This window comes from Streptococcus oricebi (assembly GCF_017883985.1).
Taxonomy (GTDB): Bacteria; Bacillota; Bacilli; order Lactobacillales; family Streptococcaceae; genus Streptococcus; species Streptococcus oricebi.
The window spans coordinates 203,036-223,834 of the sequence record NZ_PRDG01000004.1 but is presented as its reverse complement, the minus strand read 5'-3'; the positions used below and the strand labels follow the sequence as shown (position 1 = coordinate 223,834).

Annotated in this window: 19 protein-coding genes; 11 read left to right on the top strand and 8 right to left on the bottom strand. The window is 45.4% G+C overall.

The genetic code is table 11. The features are described 5' to 3' along the window. The first annotated feature begins 6 nt into the window (after window positions 1-6). The 3 genes from C4K46_RS07755 (at window position 7) to C4K46_RS07745 (ending at window position 2,434) form a co-directional block, all read left to right on the top strand. Complete coding sequence (locus tag C4K46_RS07755; RefSeq protein WP_209628322.1) at window positions 7-1,143, top strand: N-acetyldiaminopimelate deacetylase; 1,137 nt, start codon at window positions 7-9, stop codon at window positions 1,141-1,143. A gap of 84 nt (window positions 1,144-1,227) precedes the next feature. Continuing rightward, window positions 1,228-1,761: a 5-formyltetrahydrofolate cyclo-ligase gene (locus C4K46_RS07750; RefSeq protein ID WP_209628321.1), complete on the top strand. Its 534-nt coding sequence runs from the start codon at window positions 1,228-1,230 to the stop codon at window positions 1,759-1,761. Beyond that, the gene (locus tag C4K46_RS07745) at window positions 1,745-2,434 is read left to right on the top strand and encodes a rhomboid family intramembrane serine protease (RefSeq protein WP_245335163.1); all 690 of its coding nucleotides are present in this window, start codon (window positions 1,745-1,747) and stop codon (window positions 2,432-2,434) included. The genes C4K46_RS07750 and C4K46_RS07745 overlap by 17 nt, the downstream gene beginning before the upstream one ends. A 111-nt stretch (window positions 2,435-2,545) precedes the next feature. Here the strand turns inward: C4K46_RS07745 and galU are convergent, their stop codons facing one another. The 4 genes from galU to C4K46_RS07725 form a co-directional block, all read right to left on the bottom strand. After that, window positions 2,546-3,439, bottom strand: coding sequence for a UTP--glucose-1-phosphate uridylyltransferase GalU (gene galU / locus C4K46_RS07740; protein ID WP_209628320.1), 894 nt, complete (start codon window positions 3,437-3,439; stop codon window positions 2,546-2,548). A gap of 343 nt (window positions 3,440-3,782) precedes the next feature. Further along, on the bottom strand, window positions 3,783-4,547 hold the full coding sequence (locus tag C4K46_RS07735) for an ABC transporter permease (RefSeq protein WP_209628319.1): 765 nt from the start codon (window positions 4,545-4,547) through the stop codon (window positions 3,783-3,785). Then, window positions 4,525-5,475: an ABC transporter ATP-binding protein gene (locus C4K46_RS07730; RefSeq protein WP_209628318.1), complete on the bottom strand. Its 951-nt coding sequence runs from the start codon at window positions 5,473-5,475 to the stop codon at window positions 4,525-4,527. The genes C4K46_RS07735 and C4K46_RS07730 overlap by 23 nt, the downstream gene beginning before the upstream one ends. Window positions 5,476-5,743: 268 nt before the next feature. After that, window positions 5,744-6,760 (bottom strand): NAD(P)H-dependent glycerol-3-phosphate dehydrogenase, encoded by a 1,017-nt coding sequence (locus C4K46_RS07725; protein WP_209628317.1) that lies wholly within the window; start codon window positions 6,758-6,760, stop codon window positions 5,744-5,746. Between the two features lie 168 nt (window positions 6,761-6,928). Between C4K46_RS07725 and C4K46_RS07720 the strand changes: the two genes are divergently transcribed. Together C4K46_RS07720 and C4K46_RS07715 are read left to right on the top strand one after the other, a co-directional pair. Continuing rightward, window positions 6,929-8,650: an ABC transporter ATP-binding protein gene (locus C4K46_RS07720; RefSeq protein WP_209628316.1), complete on the top strand. Its 1,722-nt coding sequence runs from the start codon at window positions 6,929-6,931 to the stop codon at window positions 8,648-8,650. After that, a complete protein-coding gene (locus C4K46_RS07715) occupies window positions 8,637-10,400 on the top strand; it encodes an ABC transporter ATP-binding protein (RefSeq protein ID WP_209628315.1) in 1,764 nt (587 codons plus the stop codon). Before C4K46_RS07720 ends, C4K46_RS07715 begins: the two co-directional genes overlap by 14 nt. A gap of 506 nt (window positions 10,401-10,906) precedes the next feature. Here the strand turns inward: C4K46_RS07715 and C4K46_RS07710 are convergent. Then, complete coding sequence (locus C4K46_RS07710; protein WP_209628314.1) at window positions 10,907-11,623, bottom strand: CPBP family intramembrane glutamic endopeptidase; 717 nt, start codon at window positions 11,621-11,623, stop codon at window positions 10,907-10,909. 452 nt (window positions 11,624-12,075) lie between these two features. Between C4K46_RS07710 and C4K46_RS07705 the strand changes: the two genes are divergently transcribed. Continuing rightward, entirely contained in the window at window positions 12,076-12,765 is a 690-nt protein-coding gene (locus tag C4K46_RS07705; protein ID WP_209628313.1) for a gamma-glutamyl-gamma-aminobutyrate hydrolase family protein, read from the top strand. A gap of 116 nt (window positions 12,766-12,881) precedes the next feature. Here C4K46_RS07705 and C4K46_RS07700 read toward each other — a convergent pair whose 3' ends face one another. From C4K46_RS07700 to C4K46_RS07690, 3 genes are all read right to left on the bottom strand, one after another. Continuing rightward, the gene (locus tag C4K46_RS07700; protein WP_209628312.1) at window positions 12,882-13,415 is read right to left on the bottom strand and encodes a PepSY domain-containing protein; all 534 of its coding nucleotides are present in this window, start codon (window positions 13,413-13,415) and stop codon (window positions 12,882-12,884) included. 161 nt (window positions 13,416-13,576) lie between these two features. Then, window positions 13,577-14,941: a HAMP domain-containing sensor histidine kinase gene (locus C4K46_RS07695; RefSeq protein WP_209628311.1), complete on the bottom strand. Its 1,365-nt coding sequence runs from the start codon at window positions 14,939-14,941 to the stop codon at window positions 13,577-13,579. Then, window positions 14,919-15,596 carry a response regulator transcription factor gene (locus tag C4K46_RS07690; RefSeq protein ID WP_209628310.1) on the bottom strand — a complete coding sequence of 226 codons (678 nt, stop codon included), beginning with the start codon at window positions 15,594-15,596 and terminating at the stop codon, window positions 14,919-14,921. The genes C4K46_RS07695 and C4K46_RS07690 overlap by 23 nt, the downstream gene beginning before the upstream one ends. Before the next feature lie 158 nt (window positions 15,597-15,754). Between C4K46_RS07690 and C4K46_RS07685 the strand changes: the two genes are divergently transcribed. The 5 genes from C4K46_RS07685 (at window position 15,755) to gltX (ending at window position 20,758) form a co-directional block, all read left to right on the top strand. Beyond that, window positions 15,755-16,201, top strand: coding sequence for a dUTP diphosphatase (locus tag C4K46_RS07685; RefSeq protein WP_209628309.1), 447 nt, complete (start codon window positions 15,755-15,757; stop codon window positions 16,199-16,201). Window positions 16,202-16,216: 15 nt separating this feature from the next. Further along, on the top strand, window positions 16,217-17,581 hold the full coding sequence (gene radA, locus C4K46_RS07680; RefSeq protein ID WP_209628401.1) for a DNA repair protein RadA: 1,365 nt from the start codon (window positions 16,217-16,219) through the stop codon (window positions 17,579-17,581). A gap of 198 nt (window positions 17,582-17,779) precedes the next feature. After that, complete coding sequence (locus tag C4K46_RS07675) at window positions 17,780-18,274, top strand: beta-class carbonic anhydrase (RefSeq protein ID WP_209628308.1); 495 nt, start codon at window positions 17,780-17,782, stop codon at window positions 18,272-18,274. A gap of 124 nt (window positions 18,275-18,398) precedes the next feature. Next, window positions 18,399-19,145, top strand: coding sequence for a TIGR00266 family protein (locus C4K46_RS07670; RefSeq protein WP_209628307.1), 747 nt, complete (start codon window positions 18,399-18,401; stop codon window positions 19,143-19,145). Window positions 19,146-19,300: 155 nt separating this feature from the next. Next, window positions 19,301-20,758 (top strand): glutamate--tRNA ligase, encoded by a 1,458-nt coding sequence (gene gltX / locus C4K46_RS07665; RefSeq protein WP_209628306.1) that lies wholly within the window; start codon window positions 19,301-19,303, stop codon window positions 20,756-20,758. Window positions 20,759-20,799 lie beyond the last annotated feature (41 nt).

The following is a 20,799-nucleotide window of genomic DNA, read 5'->3' as shown; positions in this document are numbered from 1 at the left end:
AAAACTATGATTGATTATCTAAAGATTCGTCGCGATTTGCACCAAATTCCAGAAATTGGCTTGGAGGAGTACAAGACTCATGCTTATTTGATGAAGGTCTTGGACGACTTGACTGGCCAGCTAGACTATGTCCAAATTCGGACCTGGCAGACAGGGATTCTGGTCTTTTTCAAGGGAACTTCCCCGACCAAGACAATCGGCTGGCGGACAGATATTGACGGACTGCCCATTGTCGAAGAAACGGGGCTGGACTTTGCCAGTCAACACGAGGGGCGGATGCATGCCTGTGGTCACGATATGCACATGACCATCGCTTTGGGCTTAGTAGAGCAATTTTGCCAGCAGCAGCCCAAGGATAACCTGCTCTTCTTATTTCAACCGGCTGAAGAAAATGAAGCGGGGGGCATGCTCATGTATGAGGACGGAGCCTTTGGTGACTGGTTGCCTGATGAATTTTATGGTCTCCATGTCCGACCAGATTTGCAGGTGGGGACTATTGCGACTAACCGAGGAACTCTCTTTGCCGGGACCTGTGAAGTCAAGTTGACCTTTAAGGGTAAGGGAGGCCATGCGGCCTTTCCTCATCAGGCCAATGATGCCCTAGTAGCGGCCAGCTACTTTATCACCCAGGTCCAGACTATTGTCAGCCGCAATGTGGATCCGATTGAAGGAGCTGTTGTGACCTTTGGAGCCATGCAGGCGGGGACAACCAATAATGTGATTGCTGAGACGGCCTTTTTGCATGGAACGATTCGGACCTTGACCATGGAGATGAACCTTTTGACCCAGGAGAGATTGAGGACCTTAGCCCAAGGTGTGGCCCAGGCCTTTGATCTGGAGCTGGACTTGGAACTTAAGCAAGGAGGCTACCTCCCAGTGGAAAATAATCCAGACCTGGCCCAGGAGCTGATGACCTTTTTTGAGGCTGAAGCTGGAGTAAATCTACTAGATATTTTACCGGCCATGACTGGCGAGGACTTTGGTTATCTGCTCAGCAAGGTCAAGGGGGTCATGTTTTGGCTAGGAGTGGACAGTCCTGCTCCCCTACATAGTCCCCAGATGAATCCAGATGAGGCAGCCCTGCCTTTTGCCATTGAAAAAATCGGTAAATTCTTGGCCTACAAGGTCAATGGCCCAGCCTAGAGGGATTTGCTAGGCCTCGTCATCTCATCTCTAGCGAATACAAAAGAAGAAGCTGCTTGATGTTTTTGGAAGGAGAGAAAGAGTATGAAAAAAGAAAAAAGGCAGGAGGCCCTAAAAAAGCTGCGTTCTCTGCCTAGTCCATTAAAGAACAAGCTGGATCAGCAACTAACCCAGGCCCTGCTTGCTACTCCTGCCTATCGAGAGGCTAGGGTCGTGGCTAGCTATTTATCAATGGAGCATGAATTTGACACCCAGGCCTTTATCCAGCAGGCCCTAGCTGATGGAAAGAGTTTGCTGATTCCCAAGACCTATAAGGGAGGACGCATGATTTTTGTGGTCTATGATCCGGCAGATTTAGAAAAGAGCTCCTTTGGCCTGTTGGAGCCTAGGAGTCAGTTGGAAGTAGCTAAGACAGAGATTGATCTTATCCATGTACCTGGTCTCCTCTTTAATCGAGAGGGCTATCGAATTGGCTATGGCGGTGGCTATTATGATCGCTATTTGGCTGACTTTGAAGGAGCGACCATCAGTACCATTTATCCCCTACAACTGGCTGATTTTGAGGCTAGCCAGCACGATGTAGCAGTCAAGGAGGTCTTACTTGCCCAAGAAAGCTAAAATTTTTTCCAGTCCAGTAACTGCCCTACTGACGCTAGTGACGGCCCTGGTCTTTCTGGCTATGTTTTTAGTCAGAGGGCAGGACTATAGTAGTGGCCAGACTCTGGTAGACTTCGGAGCTGTCTGGGGGCGCTTGATTCAGTACTCTCCCCAGCAGCTTTGGCGCTTGTTTTCGGCTATCTTTGTTCATATTGGTCTGGAGCATTTTGTCCTAAATTGCCTGACCCTTTACTTTTTAGGGCAGGAAGTAGAGCAGGTCTTTGGGAGCCGGAATTTTTTCCTGCTCTACCTTATGTCGGGGCTGATGGGCAATATTTTTGTCCTGCTCTTTACTCCCGAGGTAGTAGCGGCAGGGGCTTCGACAGCTCTTTTTGGTCTTTTTTCTGCCCTAGCTCTCCTAAGCTATGTGGCCAAGACCCCCTACATTAAGCAGTTGGGCCAGCGCTATCTGCCCCTCTTAGTCCTCAATCTAATTATGAGTTTCCTGCCAGGAGTCAGTCTGGCAGGACATCTCGGTGGGCTACTAGGAGGCCTACTGGCTGCCTTTATCCTGCCCTTAAAGGTAGAGCCTACGACCTTTAATAAGGAGCAGCGCCTGGTAGCCCTGGTCCTCTATCTCTTATTGGCTGTCCTCTTAACAGGAACAGCCCTAGCCCTAGGAAGTGGCAGCTAAAAGACAGACTTTTGAGTCTTATTGGGTCGGCTTGAGAGCATTTGGTCCATATTTTTTAAAGAATAGAAAAAGGGTGGCAGACCTACTTGAATCAAGAGGCCTGCTCCCTTTTTATTTTTCCTTATGTGTCTTGTCTAGTTTCTTACCTAGATCAATAATGTATTGCTTCAAATTATCCTTGATTTGAGGGTGGTTGAGGCCATACTCAATCGAGGTCTTCATATAGCCAAATTTGTCACCGACATCAAAGCGTTTACCCGTAAATTCTCGAGCAAAGACCCGCTGGGTTTTGTTGAGGGTATCGATGGCATCGGTCAACTGAATTTCATTGCCAGCGCCAGGTGCCTGCTTGTCCAGAATATCAAAGATTTCAGGGGTCAAGAGGTAGCGGCCGATAATAGCCAAATCGCTCGGTGCCTCTTCTGGTTTTGGCTTTTCAACAAAGTTCTCAACGCTGTAGAGACCATTCAAGCCCCGTCCTTGAGGAGCGATGACCCCATAGGAAGAAACTTCCTCATGTGGGACCTTCATGACCGCAATCGTTGAGGCGTGGGTTTTGTCATAGTCCTCAATCAACTGCTTGGTCAGGGGAGTTTTATCTTCCATTAGGTCATCACCCAGCATGACCACAAAGGGCTCATTTCCCACGAAGGCCTTGGCTTGTAAAACAGCATCTCCCAAGCCTCGAGGATGGCTCTGGCGAATAAAGTGGAGGCCGATACCAGTAGTTTCATCAACTAGTTTTAAGAGGTCATGCTTGCCCTTTTCTTTGAGGTTGTATTCTAATTCAAAGTTTGAGTCAAAGTGGTCCTCAATCGAGCGTTTGGACTTACCAGTGACGACCAAGATGTCTTCAATTCCTGATTTAAGGGCTTCTTCAACGATAAATTGAATAGTTGGTTTATCAACTATGGGCAGCATTTCCTTGGCCAAAGCCTTGGTGGCTGGTAGGAAGCGAGTTCCTAGACCAGCAGCGGGAATGACTGCTTTTCTTACTTTAGGCATAAATTTCTCCTTAAAAATAAAATGATTTTCTGATTTCTTGTATGGGACCAGGTAGTCCAGTATAAGACGAAGCTAACTCTAAAGATTAGAATGGCGAGAGCCTTTCTGATGTTAGAGTGTTAGCCTGATTAGCTTATTTGTGGCAAGCTAAGTATAGATGATTGATAGTCGTTCCTTTCAGTCAAAGTGGTCTTTATTTGAGCCTATCATAGATGACTTTTTTTGTCAAACTTAATTTTATATTTTAGGTTTGAGTAAGAATTATTGGGATAGTTGGAATTAGCTGTGTCCTAGATGCTAGTATATAGCATATATTTTTATGTCCATACTCGGTCCTTTAACTTTAAAATTCTTTATTGTCAAATAACTTACAGCTGAGAATAAAAATAATGGTTGAATAGATAAGGACTAAAACAAGTTGTAAGAGGTATCCACTTATAGCTTGGGTGCTCGTTAAGGGATTTAAGATGTTTAGCATTCCAAGTGGGCTATAGTATAAGAAAGCATTATGATGTGCTAGCAGGCTTCTTGAAATCAATTCCCCCAGACCTTTTGCTAGTAGTATTCCTATTAAAGTAAAGGATAGGGAGTTTGTTATTAAAAACAAGCAAAGAATTAGACAGCTATAAAAGATAGTGGTGAAAAAAGCAGTAAGCATTTGCACTAATCCAGCGGAAAAGGCCTGGATATTTTCACCAGAGGAGGAGTAAGCTCCTTCTGTAAAAAAGCCAAATAGTAAGGAGGTTGCCAAAAATGAAGTACAGGCTAAAATAATAAGGATTGAAAATGAAACCGACAAGGAGACAAGCAATTTGGAGAATAAAATCTCTGACCGCTTTATGGGTGTAACTAAAAGTGTCTTGATTGTCTTTTGCTGGATTTCTTGATTGAAGGACACTAGAGTTAGGACCACTCCGACCATTACAGCAAAAATAGAAAAGGTGTCGCTAGTTGATTTAAAAACATTGCCAAAAGATGATTCAGAAGCAAATATCCTTAAAAATGATACTAATAGGAGCACAAGGAGGGCAAATAGACCATACAAGAGGTAGGGAGTTTTTCTCCCAGAGAAAAGTTTTAGGAACTCAATTTTTATTAACTTTATCATAGTCTACCTCCCCAGTAGTTTGAATGTTAAGGAAAATATCTTCAAAATTATTTTGCTGTTCGGAAATTTTCAAGATAGATACTTTCTGCCCTAATAGTTCGCTTAGAAGCTGGTTTCTTACCTCTTCTGCCTTTTCCTTGGGTAAGGAGAGCTCAAAGTGTTCATCCTTGGTCTTAAAGGAGATATTTAGAGCTTTCAAAATATCTTCGGTCAAGAGCTTATTATCCGTTTCTAGTAGCCAGGTATTTTTTTCAGCTCCTAGAGCTAGATATTCGGCTTTCTTTCCTTGAAAAATCAGTTTACCTTGATTGATAATGGTGACGGTATCAACTATCTTATTCAACTCTTCTAGCGAGTGGCTGGAGATAATGATAGCAATTCCTTTGCCTGATAATGAGGACAGGAAGTCTCGGAGCTCTTTTATTCCCTTAGGGTCTAAACCGTTAAAGGGTTCATCTAGCAGCAAAATGCTTGGTTGATGTATCAATGCTTGAGCAAGCCCCAAGCGTTGCTTCATACCCAAGGAGAAGCTGGCAACTTTACTATCACCCTCCCCTTCTAAACCGACTAGCTCAAGGTAGTTTAGAATATCTTGCTTGGATAAATCAAGCTCATCATAAAGCTTGGAGGTTATCGCTAAATTCTGACTAGCGGTTAAGGATTCATAAAAGGTAGGGTATTCAATAATGGACCCAATCGTATTCAAATAAGCCTTTGACTTTTCCTTTGTTTGTTGCTGATTGACAATAATGCTACCAGAATCTCTTTTGACTAAACCTAGGATAGATTTGAAAATCGTGGTTTTTCCAGCGCCATTTGCACCAATTAACCCCATGATTTCTCCTTTGTTTAGTTCCAGTGATAAATCCCTTATTACCTTTTTACCCTTATATGATTTATTTAAACCAAGGACTTGTAAGACTGCCATAGCATGCTCCTTTCTTATTGATGATATTTTTATGCAGACGAACCGATGATGTTGAGTAATTTAATTTTGTCAGAACCTCCCTCATAAACGATTTTTCCCTCTATTGCAAATAAACCAATCATCTTCTGGGCTAGGTAATAAAAAGAGACTCTAGTCTAACAAGAATAGAGTCCCCCTGACTTACCTTTTTCCCTTTAAGTAGAGGGGAATAAGAGTGCTAGATAAGGTTATAAGACAAACTGGCTTATCTGTTTAGTGGCTACAGTAGTTAAGACCATTCATTTTCAGCTTTAAATTCGTTGTTCATAATATCGTGGATGGCTTCCTTGATATCCAGGTCCTCATAGATGACCCGATAAATAGCCTGGGTAATGGGCATGTAGACACCCAACTCCTGGGCCAGTTCATAGGCTGCCCGAGTGGTTGAGATTCCTTCTATCACCATGCCCATATTGGCTTCAATATCGGCTAGTTTTTCACCGCGACCGAGGGCATCGCCAGCCCGCCAGTTGCGGGAGTGGATAGAGGTTCCGGTGACAATGAGATCTCCCACACCAGATAGACCGCTATAAGTCAGGGGGTTGGCTCCAAGTTTGACCCCTAGACGGGTAATTTCAGCCAGGCCCCGAGTGATGATGGCTGCTTTAGCATTGTCTCCAAAGCCGAGACCATGCAGGGCACCTGCTCCAACAGCAATGATATTTTTAAGGGCGCCAGCCGTTTCGACCCCAACGACATCGGTATTGGTGTAGAGGCGGAAGTAGTGGTTGCTAAAGAGGGTCTGCACATACTTGGCTGTTTCCAAGTCCTTGGAGGCTGCGGTGATTAAGGTGATGTCGCGGACAATGGTCTCCTCGGCATGGCTAGGACCTGATACAACCACGATTTCACTGCGTTTGTCAGCAGGGATTTCCTCCTCAAGGATGAGGGAGAGACGCTTGTGACTGTCTGGCTCTAAACCTTTGGAAGCATGCAGGACCGTGACCTTATGGTCGAGAACAGCCGCCACCTGCTGGGCCACTAGGCGGGTCACCTTGGTTGGGACTACAAAGAGCACGGCATCGACTCCATCCAAGGCCTGGCTTAAATCATGGTAGGCCTTAATCTTTTCATCGAGGACAATATCCTTAAAATAACGTTTATTGGTATGGTCTTGATTGATTTCATCAATCTGGTCAGCCAGATTACCCCAGATACGGACTTCGTGACCATTGTCATTCAAGACTTGTGATAGGGCTGTTCCCCAAGATCCTGGTCCGAGGACGGCAATTTTTTGTTTTTCCATCTCAGTCATCCTTTTTCCTATTTAATGAGTAGTAGAGGCAATTTTTTCAACTGCTCAACCTTAATCCTATTTTACCATAGAAAGAAATAAATTTCTCGCTTGACATTGATTTTATCTATGATATAGTAATAGGACCAAAACAAAGTTTGTAGAAATTAGGAGGAAGGGATGTTTTTAAAGATTTTAGGTCCTTATAAATGGCAGGCCCTTAGTTCGCTTGTCATGACTTCTTTAATGGTGGCTAGTGCTCTTTTGCAGCCCTATTATCTAAATCGAATCTTAGATGCCCTCAGAGAAAATCAGCAAGATGTGATTTATCAAATCGGGCCTCTTTTGATTGTCATCGCTCTGGTTGGACTTCTGGCCGGTGGGGTCAATGTGGTCTTATCAGCCTATATCGCTCAAGGAGCTTCTTCGGATTTGAGAGAGCAGGCCTTTCGTAAGATTCAAACCTTTTCTTACGCTAATATCGAGGAGTTCAATGCTGGAAATCTGGTAGTCAGAATGACCAATGATGTCAATCAGGTTCAAAACCTACTGATGGTCCTCTTTCAGGTCCTCTTTCGGATGCCCATTCTATTTATTGGTTCCTTTTTTATGGCGGTGATGACCCTGCCAGCCTTGTGGTGGGTCATTGTCCTCATGGTCCTTCTGGTCTTCTTGATTACGGGTGTCATGATGGGCTTGATGGGGCCGCGTTTTAGCGTCTTTCAGACCCTGCTGGAAAAAATCAATGCCATTGCCAAGGAAAACCTCAGAGGGGTCCGAGTGGTCAAGTCCTTTGTCCAAGAGAAGACCCAATATCAGAAGTTCCAAAAGGTATCAGATGACCTCTTGAAGCAAAATCTCTTTATCGGCTATGCCTTTTCAGTGGCAGAGCCCCTGATGATGATGGTCGGCTTTGGAGCGGTTTACTTATCTATCTGGCTGGTAGCTGGTATGGCCAAGTCCGATCCCAGCCTGATTGGGAGTATCGCTTCTTTTGTCACCTATCTCAACCAGATTATCTTTACCATCATCATGGTCGGCTTTTTGGGAAATACAGTTACCAGGGCCCTAATTTCCATGAGACGGATTAAGGAAATTCTTGATACCGAGCCAGCTATGGCCTATCAAAATCAAGACTTGGAAGACTTAGAAGGCTCTATTTCCTTTGAAGGCGTCTCTTTCACCTATCCCAAGGATCAAGAGCCCATGCTCAAGGATATTAGCTTTGACATCAAGCCCGGTCAAATGGTCGGGGTGGTCGGAGCTACGGGAGCTGGTAAGTCTACCCTAGCCCAGTTGATTCCTAGGCTCTTTGACCCCGATCAGGGGCGGATTCTGCTAGGAGGCAAAGACCTTAAGGACCTAAGTGCGGCTACTATTCGCCAGCACATCTCTATCGTCTTGCAGCGGGCCATTCTCTTTAGTGGGACCATTGCTGATAATTTGAGGCAAGGTAAGGCTAATGCCAGTCTACCAGAGTTGGAGCGGGCAGCTCGGATTGCCCAGGCCAGTGAATTTATCAATCGCCTGTCAGACACCTTTGACAGTCCTGTAGAAGAGCGCGGTAGCAATTTCTCAGGAGGCCAAAAGCAACGGATGTCGATTGCGCGTGGTGTAGTCAGCCATCCCAAGGTCTTGATTTTGGATGATAGTACCTCGGCCCTAGACGCTAAGTCTGAAAAACTGGTCCAAGAAGCCTTGAATAAGGACCTAAAAGGGACCACAACCATTATCATTGCCCAAAAGATTAGCTCGGTTGTCCATGCAGATACCATCTTGGTTCTGGACCAGGGACGCTTGATTGGCCAGGGCAAGCACGCCGACCTAGTAAGGGACAATGCCATCTATCGGGAAATCTATGAAAGTCAGAAAGGAAGGGAGGAAGAAAATGAAAACGATTAGCTTTTTCTGGCAATATTTTAAACGCTATAAATTCTCATTTGTGCTAGTTGTCCTGCTCATTCTAGTAGCAACTATTTTGCAGGCCATCTTTCCGATTTTTATCGGTCAGGCGGTAGACGAGCTAGCAAGTCTGGTTACAAAAGCAGATTTACTCCAATCCTCTCCCCATGAAAAACTAGTCTCTATCATGATTAACCTGGGTCTGGTCTTTCTGTCTATCTCCATTTCAAGCTTGATTTATATGGTCCTGATGAGCCGGATTATTGCGGCTTCAACCAATGAGATGCGCAAGGGCCTCTTTGCTAAGCTAGCCCGTCTAACTGTCTCCTTTTTTGACAGCCACAAGGACGGGGATATCCTTTCACGCTTCACCAGTGACTTGGATAATATCTTGCAAGCCTTGAATGAAAGTATGATTCAGGTCATGAGTAACATTGCCCTTTACCTCTGTCTTTTGCTGGTTATGTTTCGTTATCATTGGACCCTGGCCCTAGTGACGGTGGCTAGCACCCCGCTGGCCCTTCTGGTCTTGGTTTTGATTGTGCGCTTTGCCCGCAAATACACCAACCTCCAGCAAAAAGAGGTCGGCAAGCTCAATGCCTATATGGATGAGACCATTTCTGGTCATAAGGCTGTCATTGTAGAGGGCCTACAAGAAGAAATCATTGCTGGCTTTGTGGAGCAAAATCAGAAGGTCAGAAAGGCCACCTTTAAGGGCCGCATGTTTTCGGGCTTACTCTTTCCGATTATGAATGGGATGAGCCTAATCAACACAGCCATTGTCATCTTTCTAGGCTCAGCCCTAGTATTACAAGACAAGAGCCTACCTGTCTCAACAGCCCTAGGCTTGGTCGTCACCTTTGTCCAATATTCCCAACAATACTATCAACCCATGATTCAGATTGCTGCTAGCTGGGGGAGCCTCCAGTTGGCCTTTACAGGGGCTGATCGGATTCAGGAAATGTTTGATGCACCCGAAGAAGTTCGCCCTGAGTCGGGTCAAGTCTTTACTGACTTGAAAGAAGGGGTCCAAATCGAGCATGTGGACTTCTCTTACCAAGTGGGCAAGCCCATCCTCAAGGATGTCAGCATTACAGCTCCCAAGGGCAAGATGACAGCAGTAGTCGGGCCAACCGGCTCAGGTAAGACGACGATTATGAACCTGCTCAACCGCTTTTATGATGTGGATCAAGGAAGTATTCGCTTTGACGGTCGTGATATCCGCGACCTTGATTTGGACAGCCTGCGCCAGAGGGTCGGGATTGTCCTGCAAGATTCGGTCCTCTTTGAGGGAACGATTCGAGACAATATCCGCTTTGGCCTACCTAGTGCCAGCCAGGAAATGGTGGAAACAGCCGCTCGCGCAACCCATATCCATGACTTTATTGAGAGCCTACCAGACAAGTATGATACCATGGTTGATGATGAACAAAATATCTTCTCAACAGGCCAGAAACAACTTATCTCAATCGCTCGAACCCTCTTGAGTGACCCCGAAATTCTCATCTTAGATGAAGCTACTTCAAATGTAGATACGGTGACCGAAAGCAAGATTCAGCAGGCCATGGAGGCCATTGTAGCAGGAAGGACCAGCTTCGTCATTGCCCACCGCCTCAAAACTATTCTCAATGCCGACCAAATCATCGTGCTCAAAGATGGCCAAGTCATCGAACAAGGTAGCCATCAAGAATTATTAAAACAAAAAGGCTTCTATGCCGAACTCTACCATAACCAATTTGTTTTTGAATAAGATACAAAGGGCGTCAAACGTAAAGTAAAAATAGGCGACCGAGCTGGACTTGCTTGCAAGTTCTTAGTGAGACCCCCGCAAGGACAACTAGCTTGGAGGCAAGCTCAAGCGTAGCCTCCAAGCAGATGTCTACTGCGTCTAGTGTTTTACTAGTTTTTAGCTTGCAGATTTTTTACTAGGATTTTAGCCCGTGTTCAATTACAAGATACAAATGGCGTCAATTGCAAAGAAAAATCATCAGGCTGAGCAGAAATTCGCTAGAATTTCCTTGAGAAACCTAGGTAAGGACAACTAGCTTGGAGGCAAGTTTAAGCCTAGCCTCCAAGCAGATGTCTACTGCGTCTAGATATTCACTGGTTTCTAGCTAGCGGATTTTTCCGAGCCTTTTAGTCCGTGTGCAATTATAAGACACAAGCTACTCACAGGCTATTTCAAACTATTGAACAAAAGATGAATCAAACACCTCCAGGCCTTGAAAGCTTGGAGGTGTTTTTTATCTTAAGGACTTAGTCTGCCTTTCCTCCATAGTAGAGGTAAAGTCCATAGGCAGCCAGACTAGTATAATAGATTAGCTCTCCTAGCAGGTTGATTTTCACGCCGAAAAAGTAATAAACCTGGTTATGAAAACCATGAAAAATCATAAAAATCAGACTGGATTGGGTTTTTTTATAGATTCCTGCCGTACAAAGGGCAAGGGCAGGACAGCTAAGAAATAGAAACCAAAAACTATCAGAGCGCAGGTGAAAGAACCACAGGGGGAGATGCCAGACAATCCAGATAATGACTGTGAGCCCCAGACCCTTAAGAAAGCCCAGGTGTTTTATAAATCGAGGCTGCATGTAGCCCCGCCAACCAATTTCCTCCCCATTGATTAAGATTTGGACCAATAAGCCCAGAGGAAAGATGAAAAGACTACTCCCATCCAAGCGATTACCTGAAGCCAACAAAAAACTGCAAAATGCAAGGATGCAGGCACCAAGTAGATAGAGCCAATCTTTCTTTTTAGTTTTAAACTGGGCCAGCCATTCTTGACGCGAGGGGCGGGTGGCCAGATAAGCCCCAATAGTCGGTCCGTAAACCCCCAGAATTTGCAGGAAATTATTTAGAATATTATTTTTTATCAGGCTTGCTAGGCCCCAGGCCGTCCAAGTAAGGGCAAAAGTCCAAAATAGAAAGCGCAGCATGCTTGTAGTATCGAACGTTTGCTTTGCTTGTTTTTGCATGATTGACCTCCTTGTAGATAAGTGCCTTTTAATATATATTTTATATATATGTTTTGTTTTATTATATAACTTTTATATATAATTGTCAATGATATGTCAACACTATATAAAAACCATTTTTCACAGCCTCATTCTAAGAAAAGGCCAGTACCAGTCTTTTTGCTTTTAGCTAAATTTAAGGAAGTTGCTTTATACTATATTTATCCTAAAACTTTTTCATAATAATCTCCCGTAAGACGCATCAAGAAATCGGTGCGTCTTACTTTTTGTCTAAGAAGGTAAAGTATGGTCTGTATCTTAGTCAAGAGCCAAGGCAAAATGGTCCGAATAGGTAAAGTGAAAGCATGTTTTTTGATAAAAAACTTTTATCGGGCGGATAAAAAATAACTATTGGACCTTGGGCAGAAAGGGTGGTAAGATAGGGATAAGAAATTGATAGAAGGGAGATAGCCATGGCTAAAACAATTGTCGGACTTTCTGCTAGTCTACAAGCGGTTGATCAGGATGGAAAAAATATTCACTCAACAGTATCTCGTAAATTTTCAGATGCCATTCAGCAGGTCGGAGGTCTGCCCTTTATTATTCCTGTAGTTGATAGAAGCCTAGTCAAGGCCTATGTGGATAGTATCGACCAGCTGATTTTAACCGGTGGTCAAAATGTTCATCCCCAGTTTTACGGCGAAAATAAAACCATTGATAGTGATGATTATGACCTGGAGCGTGACCGTTTTGAACTGGCACTACTTGAGGAGACCTTACGCCAGGATAAGCCGGTAATGGGAGTTTGTCGGGGCATGCAGCTACTTAATGTAGCCTTTGGTGGTAGCCTCAACCAGCATATTGACAACCACTGGCAGGGGCTGCCTTTTGGGACTTCTCATTCTATTCAAGCGCAAGAAAAAAGCACCATTGAGCGTTTGTTTGGTGCAGAAAGCCGAATCAATTCGGTGCATCATCAGAGCGTCAAGCGCCTAGCTAGCGGTTTTAAGGCGACAGCTTTTGACCCGCGGGACACCACCATTGAAGCGATTGAGTCCACCGATAGCCACCGGATTATCGGTCTTCAGTGGCACCCGGAATTTCTCATCAATGAGGAAAAAGGCAATATCGAGCTCTTCCAGTATTTTCTAGAGGAGCTTTGAGGTCGGCTTGATTGGTCTTAGGAATCGAATTAGACAGAAAAACAGGAGGCGCCTAGAAGCGCCTCCTGTTTCCTGTTTGAAGTCTTAGTGAGGTTCCTCTTGAAAGGGGACAAGACTTACTTGGCCTTTTCTTGTAGAACAGCACCGCTATTGGCATCAAGGGTCATTTTAATTTTTTGCTGACCATTGAGGGCCTTAACTTGATAGACGATTTGGCCGGCCTTGATGTCTAGCTCTTCGTCGTAAATCTTAGCCTGTGGGTATTTTTGTAGCAGGATGTTTTCTGCATCTTCAAAGCTGAGTTTGAGATTGGCTTGAACAAGCTGGCTGTCCTCGTAATCATCGATAGCTTCTACCTTTTGGTTGAGGATAGAAGCTGTCCGAGCATCAATCTTGTATTCCTTTTCGCTGTTGCCTTCTAAAATGGTTACCTCATAGTAGAGACGGCCATCTTTTTTAGCCTCAAAGTCAACAGAAACTACCTTACCGGCTGGAGCAGCTTCTAGGGCTACTTTTTTAGCTTGGGCTACACTAACGCTAGCTGCTTGAATCTGGCTAGGGCTTTCTGCGGAAACGACTGAAATCGCTGTTCCACCAGCTACCAAGCTTACTGCCAAAGCAGTTAAAAGACGATATTTGAAGTTTTTCATGAGCTGTACTTCCTTTCTTCTCATTATCAAATATTTATTTGATAAATATATTCTACATTTGTAGAATGAACATAAGATGAATTTAGCCCAGAATTTTTATTATTTTAGATAACAAGGTTTTTACAATTTGATAAAGGGCAGGTAACAAGGCCTGGTCTCACTTATTGGTCTTGCTTGCGGGGCCTATTTTTAAGCCTTATCTTAAGGAGGAAACGGCTGCCCTGGCCCGGTTTTGACTGGACATCTATGGTCATATCAGGAGCGTGGAGGGCGATGATTTGTTTGACCAGGGCCAGACCGAGACCGCTTCCTTCCTGTTCATTTTTATTGCGGGCAGGATTGATTTGATAAAAGGGTTGCCAAATCTTATCCAGCTCTGGAGCTGCTATTCCTGGTCCATCATCGCTAATGGTTAGATAGGCCAGGTCTTTTTTCATGCTTAGCTGGATTTCTACTTTATTTTGGGCAAATTTGAGGGCATTGCTGAGGAGATTATCCAGCAAACGATGGGTTAGGAGTTGGTTGGCCTCAATCTGGCAGTCTGGTATTTCCTTTAAGAGGAGCTCTTTTCCTAGTTCTTGGCTCAACCTTTCTAGGTCCTGGACCTTGTCTTGGAGGAGCTGGCTGAGAGAAAAGACCTGTTTTTCAATCTGCTGGCGATTTTCTAGACGGTTTAACTCTAAAATTTCACCAATCATCTCCCTCATCTTTTGGGTCTGATTCTTGATGATTGCAAAGGATTCTTGGGCTTCTGCTAGATTTTCGGCATAGGTCAGGCCATACTCGCTTTCAGAAAGAATAACTGCTAGGGGTGTTCGGAGTTCATGGGAGACATTGCGACTAAAGAGCCTTTCTCTTTGCAGGGCCGCCTGGATGGAGTCCAACATCTGGTTAAAGGCCCCGGTCAGGCGATGGACTTCATCGTCCTTGGCAGGAAGGTGGAGGCGCTTGGCCAAATCACCGCTCTTTTGGATGTCTAGGACTGTTTGGGAGAGCTGCTCAATGGGATTGAAGGCATTTTTTAAGAGCAGGTAGCCTCCAAGGATAATGATGATAAGCAGTAGAGGAGAGATGATAAAGATAGCTAGGAGAAAGTCGGTCAACTCATGATTGGAGTGGGCGGTTAAGGTGACGGCCCTTAGCCATTGTTTGCGCTCCTTGATTTCAATATCGTAATAGAGATAGGTCTTTGGTCCAAGTTGAATTTCTTTGGCCTCTCCCTGGCTAAAGGCTAGCTGGGCATCGAAGTCCCGAGGCAGGCTTTTTTTAAGCAGTTTTCCTTCTGAATCGTAAAGAGAATAGTAAATCCCATCATCGATCGCTTGATAGCTAGTCAACTGGTGGCTGACCTTATTGGCCGACTCAATCAAGTCCTTTCTTTGGGCGGTTTTTGAGAGGGTATGGGAGAAAAAGAAGGCCAGGCCCAAAAGGAGGAGGATAAAGAAGAAGAGAAAGATACTGTACCAAAGGGTGACCCGAAAGACGATTTTTTGCTTTTGAAAGCTAGCTTTTATCCCGGATAACATAGCCGACCCCCCTCTTGGTTTCTATGATGGACTGTTTGGGGTCATCATCAAGTTTGCGGCGAATATTGCGAATTAGGACATCGATGATATTGGACTCGCCCTCATAGTCAAAGTCCCAAACATGATTGCGAATCTGCTCTCTGGATAGGACCTGATTTTTATTGCGGGCCAGATATGCTAAAATATCAAATTCCTTGGCAGTGAGCTGGATGCTTTCTTTGTCCTTGAAAACTTCTCTTTTGTTGAGGTCTAGACTAATCCGACCCAGAATTAGTTCTTGGGGCAGGAGTTCTTTTTGCTTGCGGCGCAAGAGAGCCCGAATGCGGGCCAGTAATTCCTCAAACTCAAAGGGTTTGACCAGGTAGTCATCGGCTCCCAAGTCCAGCCCTCGAATCTTATCCTCCAGCTGATCTCTGGCGGTCAGAATGAGGACAGCTAAAGAGTAGCCCTCTTGGCGGATTTTACTAAGAAAGGTCCAACCGTCCATGTTAGGCATCATCAAATCGAGAATAATCAAGTCATAATCGCTTATCTCGAGCAAATCCAAGCCTTCCTGGCCGTCAAAGGCACTGTCTACGCGGAACTGTTCTTTTTTGAGCAGCTTGGTCAAGCTACGATTCAAATCCAGCTCGTCCTCAATTACAAGTAACTTCATTTTTCTTGAGAGCCCTTTCACTTTTTATCTTGGTCCTAGTGTACCCTTTTTAGAAAGGCCTTGTCAACTTATAGACGGTTGCTAGAAAGGAAGCTAGAATTTTGCTTCCTTGACGAATAATAGTATAATAGGGGAAGTATCTTAAAGGAGCAAACTAGATGAAAACACGTGGTTTTGAGTTGGTTTCTGATTTTAGAGACCAAAAAAATTTATTACCAAAGAGAGAGACCGCTCATGCGGCAGGTTATGACTTGAAAGTGGCAGAGGCTACTAGGATTGCGCCAGGAGAGATTAAACTGGTTGCTACGGGGGTCAAGGCCTATATGCAGGCGGGAGAGGTCCTCTATCTCTACGATCGGTCTTCTAATCCCAGAAAGAAGGGTCTAGTCTTGATTAACTCGGTTGGGGTCATTGATGGAGACTATTATAATAATCCTGCTAATGAAGGGCATATCTTTGCCCAGATGCAAAATATCAGTGATGAGCCGGTTGAATTAGTAGTAGGAGACCGGATTGTGCAGGCGGTCTTTGCCCCCTTTTTGCTGGCAGATGGCGACGAGGCGACTGGTCAGCGAACAGGTGGCTTTGGCAGTACAGGACACTAAGCCTAGAGGAGAAAGATTATAGCTAAGAAAAAAGCGACATTTATTTGTCAAAATTGTGAATACCATTCTCCCAAATACCTGGGGCGCTGTCCCAACTGTGGGGCCTGGTCCTCTTTTGTAGAGGAGATTGAAGTAGCCGAGGTCAAGAATGCGCGGGTCTCCTTGACTGGCCAAAAGAGTCGGCCCATGAAGTTGGCCGAGGTGACCTCCATCGATGTCAATCGGACCAAGACCCAGATGGAAGAGTTTAACCGCGTCCTAGGAGGTGGGGTGGTGCCGGGCAGCCTCGTTCTAATCGGCGGAGACCCTGGGATTGGGAAATCGACCCTGCTCCTGCAAGTCTCTACCCAGCTGGCCCAAAAGGGAACGGTCCTTTATGTCAGCGGAGAAGAGTCGGCCGAACAAATTAAATTGCGGGCGGAGCGCTTGGGTGATTTGGATAGTGAATTTTACCTCTATGCCGAGACCAATATGCAGGAAATTCGGACAGAGGTTGAAAAAATCAAGCCAGATTTTCTGATTATTGACTCGATTCAGACCATTCTCTCGCCTGAGATTTCCAGTGTTCAGGGCTCGGTCTCCCAGGTTCGAGAGGTAACGGCTGAGCTCATGCAGCTAGCTAAGACCAACAGTATCGCCTGCTTTATCGTCGGCCACATGACCAAGGAGGGGACTCTGGCTGGTCCCAGGACCCTGGAGCACATGGTCGATACCGTTCTCTACTTTGAAGGGGAGCGCCAGCATACTTTCCGCATTTTGCGGGCGGTTAAAAACCGCTTTGGCTCTACCAATGAAATCGGCATTTTTGAGATGCAGTCGCAAGGGCTGGTCGAGGTCCTCAATCCTAGTCAGGTCTTTTTAGAGGAAAGATTGGACGGGGCGACAGGTTCTTCGATTGTTGTCACCATGGAGGGAACTAGACCCATTCTAGCTGAGGTCCAGGCCTTGGTGACTCCAACTATGTTTGGCAATGCCAAGCGGACAACGACGGGCCTAGACTTTAATCGGGCCAGCCTCATCATGGCCGTTTTGGAAAAAAGAGCAGGCCTGCTCTTGCAGAACCAGGATGCCTATCTCAAGTCGGCAGGAGGAGTCAAACTAGATGAACCAGCTATTGACCTGGCTGTGGCGGTAGCCCTAGCTTCTAGCTATAAGGATTTGCCGACCAATCCCCAGGATTGCTTTATCGGGGAGATTGGCCTGACCGGTGAGATTCGTCGGGTTAACCGAATCGAACAGCGAATTAGTGAGGCGGCCAAGCTCGGTTTCCGCAGGGTCTATGCGCCCAAGAACTCCTTGACCGGCATTTCTGTAAACAAAGATATCGAGGTCATCGGAGTCACTACCTTGGGGGAAGTTCTAAAAAAGGTGTTTGGCTAGTCAGATTTTGGCCAATCGAGCCCATTTTATATAAAACTTGTAAGCCTACTTGCCCTTTCGAGTAGGCTTTTGCTATCTTCTCTTTCTTAGCTGTCAGAATTTTCAGACCCCACTTCTGACAAATCCTCTAAAAAATGCTAAGATAAAACTTGGAAACTTTGAAAATCAAATAATTTTTTGATTAGAAAAGAGGAAAGCATGTCTTATTTTGAGAATTTTATGAAGGCCAATCAAGCCTATGTCGAACTGCATGGAACCCTTAATCTACCCATTCGGCCCAAGACCAAGGTTGCAATTGTGACCTGTATGGACTCCAGGCTTCACGTGGCCCACGCCCTGGGTTTGGCCCTGGGGGACGCTCATATCCTGCGTAATGCTGGTGGTCGGGTGACCGAGGATATGATTCGCTCCCTGGTCATTTCCCAGCAGCAAATGGGAACCAGAGAGATTGTGGTCCTCCACCATACCGACTGCGGGGCACAGACCTTTAAAAATGAAGAATTTCAGGCCCACTTGGAGCGGACCTTTGGTCTTGACGTATCCGACCAGGACTTTCTGCCTTTTACCGATGTGGAAGAAAGTGTCCGCGAGGATATGGAACTCTTGCGTCAGTCACCACTGATTCCTGCTGATGTGGTTATTTCGGGGGCTGTCTATGATGTGGATACTGGCCGGATGACCGAGGTTCAGTAGGTGTTGGCCTAAGTGAGGGTTGCCAGTTTTTCGTTGACAGTCCTTGATGAAAATTATATAATTAGCTTGTAATGGTTGATAACTTTGTTATCTGGATGTTTGGATGATTTTTAAGGAGGAAGACATGCCTGACAATCGAATGAAATACAATATTGATAGTAATATGCAGTTTCCCTTGGTGGAGATTGCCCTAGAAACAGGTGAATCCGCCTTTATCCAAAGGGGGAGCATGGTTTATCATACGCCGAGTGTAACCCTAAATACCAAGGTTAATGGTCGGGGTTCTGGTCTGGGAAAAATGGTCGGTGCCCTAGGTCGGGCCATGACCTCTGGTGAGAGCTTCTTTATCACCCAGGCTGTTTCGAATGCTGACAATGGCGTGATTGCTCTGGCTCCGACCATGCCTGGTCAGGTTATCGCCCTGCATCTAGGGGCCAAGCAATATCGCCTCAATGATGGGGCCTTTCTGGCCTTGGATGGTTCTGCCCAGTATAAGATGGAACGGCAAAGTATCGGTCGGGCCTTCTTCGGTGGGCAAGGTGGTCTCTTTGTTATGACGACAGAAGGGGAAGGAACCCTGCTGGCTAATAGCTTTGGCTCAATCAAGAAGATTGAACTCTTTAACCAAGAAATTACTATTGATAATGCCCATGTTGTGGCCTGGAGCAGGGATTTAAACTACGACATCCATCTGGAAAATGGCTTTATGCAGTCAATTGGTACAGGTGAGGGCGTGGTCAATACCTTCCACGGTACGGGAGAAATCTATGTGCAAAGTCTCAATATCGAAACCTTTGCCAATGTCGTTGGAAGCCATATCGTGACCGGCTCCAAGGGTGATTCGGGGTCATTTTTAGGCGACTTATTCTAAAAAATCAGAGATTTTATCAACTTTGAAGGCTGGGAGGTTTTTCCCAGCCTTGGTTTGTGTTATAATGGTACTGTTTGTTATGCTGGGAAGAGCAAAAAGGACTTTTGATTTCCTTGGCTCTTTCTAGACAGGAAAAAATTGACAGGAGAAAAGACTTGACTAAGAAGATTCGTGTGCGCTATGCACCTAGTCCAACGGGACTTTTACATATCGGAAATGCGCGGACTGCGCTCTTTAACTATCTTTATGCCCGCCACTACGGCGGTACCTTTATCATTCGGATTGAGGATACCGACCGCAAGCGCCATGTGGAGGACGGGGAACGTTCCCAATTGGACAATCTACGTTGGCTAGGGATTGACTGGGACGAAAGCCCAGAGACCCATGAAAACTACCGCCAGTCCGAACGTCTGGACCTTTATCAAAAGTATATCGAAGAATTGCTAGAAAAGGGCCTAGCCTATAAGTCTTATGTAACAGAAGAAGAATTGGCAGCCGAGCGTGAACGCCAGGAGGCAGCCGGGGAAACTCCTCGCTATGTCAATGAATTTTTAGGCATGTCTGAGGCAGAAAAGGCCAGCTATATCGCTGAGCGTGAGGCAGCGGGGATTGTACCGACGGTGCGTCTAGCGGTCAACGAAGCGGGTATCTACAAGTGGACAGACATGGTTAAGGGCGAGATTGAGTTTGAAGGAGCCAATATTGGTGGCGACTGGGTTATCCAGAAAAAGGACGGCTATCCAACCTATAATTTTGCGGTTGTGATTGATGACCATCTGATGGAAATTTCTCATGTTATCCGTGGAGATGACCATATCGCCAATACCCCTAAACAGCTCATGGTCTATGAGGCCCTGGGCTGGGAGGCGCCAGAATTTGGCCACATGACCCTGATTATCAATTCAGAAACAGGGAAAAAGCTGTCCAAGCGTGATACCAATACCCTGCAATTTATCGAGGATTACCGCAAGAAGGGCTATTTGCCAGAGGCAGTCTTTAACTTTATTGCTCTTCTGGGCTGGAATCCAGGGGGAGAGGAAGAAATCTTCTCTCAAGAGCAGCTGATTGAGCTCTTTGATGAGGCGCGACTCAGCAAGTCACCTGCTGCTTTTGATCAGAAAAAACTGGACTGGATGAGCAATGACTATATCAAGAATGCTCCTTTGGATTTGATTTTTGACAAGGCCAAGCCTTACTTAGAAGAAGCAGGTCGCTTGACCGATAAGGCCGAAAAAATGGTGGCCCTCTATCAGCCACAGATGAAGTCGCTCGATGAAATCGTCCCTCTGACAGATCTCTTCTTTGAAGCCTTCCCAGAGTTGGGGCGGGCCGAGCAAGAGGTCCTGGCTGGAGAAACAGTGCCCCTGGTTTTAGAAAGTTTCAAGCAAAAATTAGAGGCTATGGATGAGAGTGATTTCCAACCGGAAAATATCTTCCCTCAAATCAAGGCTGTCCAAAAAGAGACCGGCATCAAGGGGAAAAATCTCTTTATGCCAATTCGGATTGCGGTTTCAGGGGAAATGCACGGACCAGAACTACCTAATACCATCTATCTCTTGGGCCGGGAAAAGTCCATCCAGCATTTGACCATGATTTTAGAAAAAATTCAATAAAGGTATATTTTTAACCCTTTAAAGGGAAAGTGGGACTCGGA

Bases quoted from the DNA above. Each gene is read 5' to 3' on its own strand.
- C4K46_RS07670 (WP_209628307.1), top strand. From the start codon at position 18,399: ATGCCTGACAATCGAATGAAATACAATATTGATAGTAATATGCAGTTT.
- C4K46_RS07755 (WP_209628322.1), top strand. From the start codon at position 7: ATGATTGATTATCTAAAGATTCGTCGCGATTTGCACCAAATTCCAGAA.
- C4K46_RS07720 (WP_209628316.1), top strand. From the start codon at position 6,929: ATGTTTTTAAAGATTTTAGGTCCTTATAAATGGCAGGCCCTTAGTTCG.
- C4K46_RS07675 (WP_209628308.1), top strand. From the start codon at position 17,780: ATGTCTTATTTTGAGAATTTTATGAAGGCCAATCAAGCCTATGTCGAA.
- C4K46_RS07700 (WP_209628312.1), bottom strand. From the start codon at position 13,415: ATGAAAAACTTCAAATATCGTCTTTTAACTGCTTTGGCAGTAAGCTTG.
- C4K46_RS07685 (WP_209628309.1), top strand. From the start codon at position 15,755: ATGAAAACACGTGGTTTTGAGTTGGTTTCTGATTTTAGAGACCAAAAA.
- C4K46_RS07750 (WP_209628321.1), top strand. From the start codon at position 1,228: ATGAAAAAAGAAAAAAGGCAGGAGGCCCTAAAAAAGCTGCGTTCTCTG.
- C4K46_RS07725 (WP_209628317.1), bottom strand. From the start codon at position 6,760: ATGGAAAAACAAAAAATTGCCGTCCTCGGACCAGGATCTTGGGGAACA.
- C4K46_RS07715 (WP_209628315.1), top strand. From the start codon at position 8,637: ATGAAAACGATTAGCTTTTTCTGGCAATATTTTAAACGCTATAAATTC.
- C4K46_RS07730 (WP_209628318.1), bottom strand. From the start codon at position 5,475: ATGGCAGTCTTACAAGTCCTTGGTTTAAATAAATCATATAAGGGTAAA.
- C4K46_RS07735 (WP_209628319.1), bottom strand. From the start codon at position 4,547: ATGATAAAGTTAATAAAAATTGAGTTCCTAAAACTTTTCTCTGGGAGA.
- galU (WP_209628320.1), bottom strand. From the start codon at position 3,439: ATGCCTAAAGTAAGAAAAGCAGTCATTCCCGCTGCTGGTCTAGGAACT.
- C4K46_RS07690 (WP_209628310.1), bottom strand. From the start codon at position 15,596: ATGAAGTTACTTGTAATTGAGGACGAGCTGGATTTGAATCGTAGCTTG.
- C4K46_RS07695 (WP_209628311.1), bottom strand. From the start codon at position 14,941: ATGTTATCCGGGATAAAAGCTAGCTTTCAAAAGCAAAAAATCGTCTTT.
- C4K46_RS07705 (WP_209628313.1), top strand. From the start codon at position 12,076: ATGGCTAAAACAATTGTCGGACTTTCTGCTAGTCTACAAGCGGTTGAT.
- C4K46_RS07710 (WP_209628314.1), bottom strand. From the start codon at position 11,623: ATGCAAAAACAAGCAAAGCAAACGTTCGATACTACAAGCATGCTGCGC.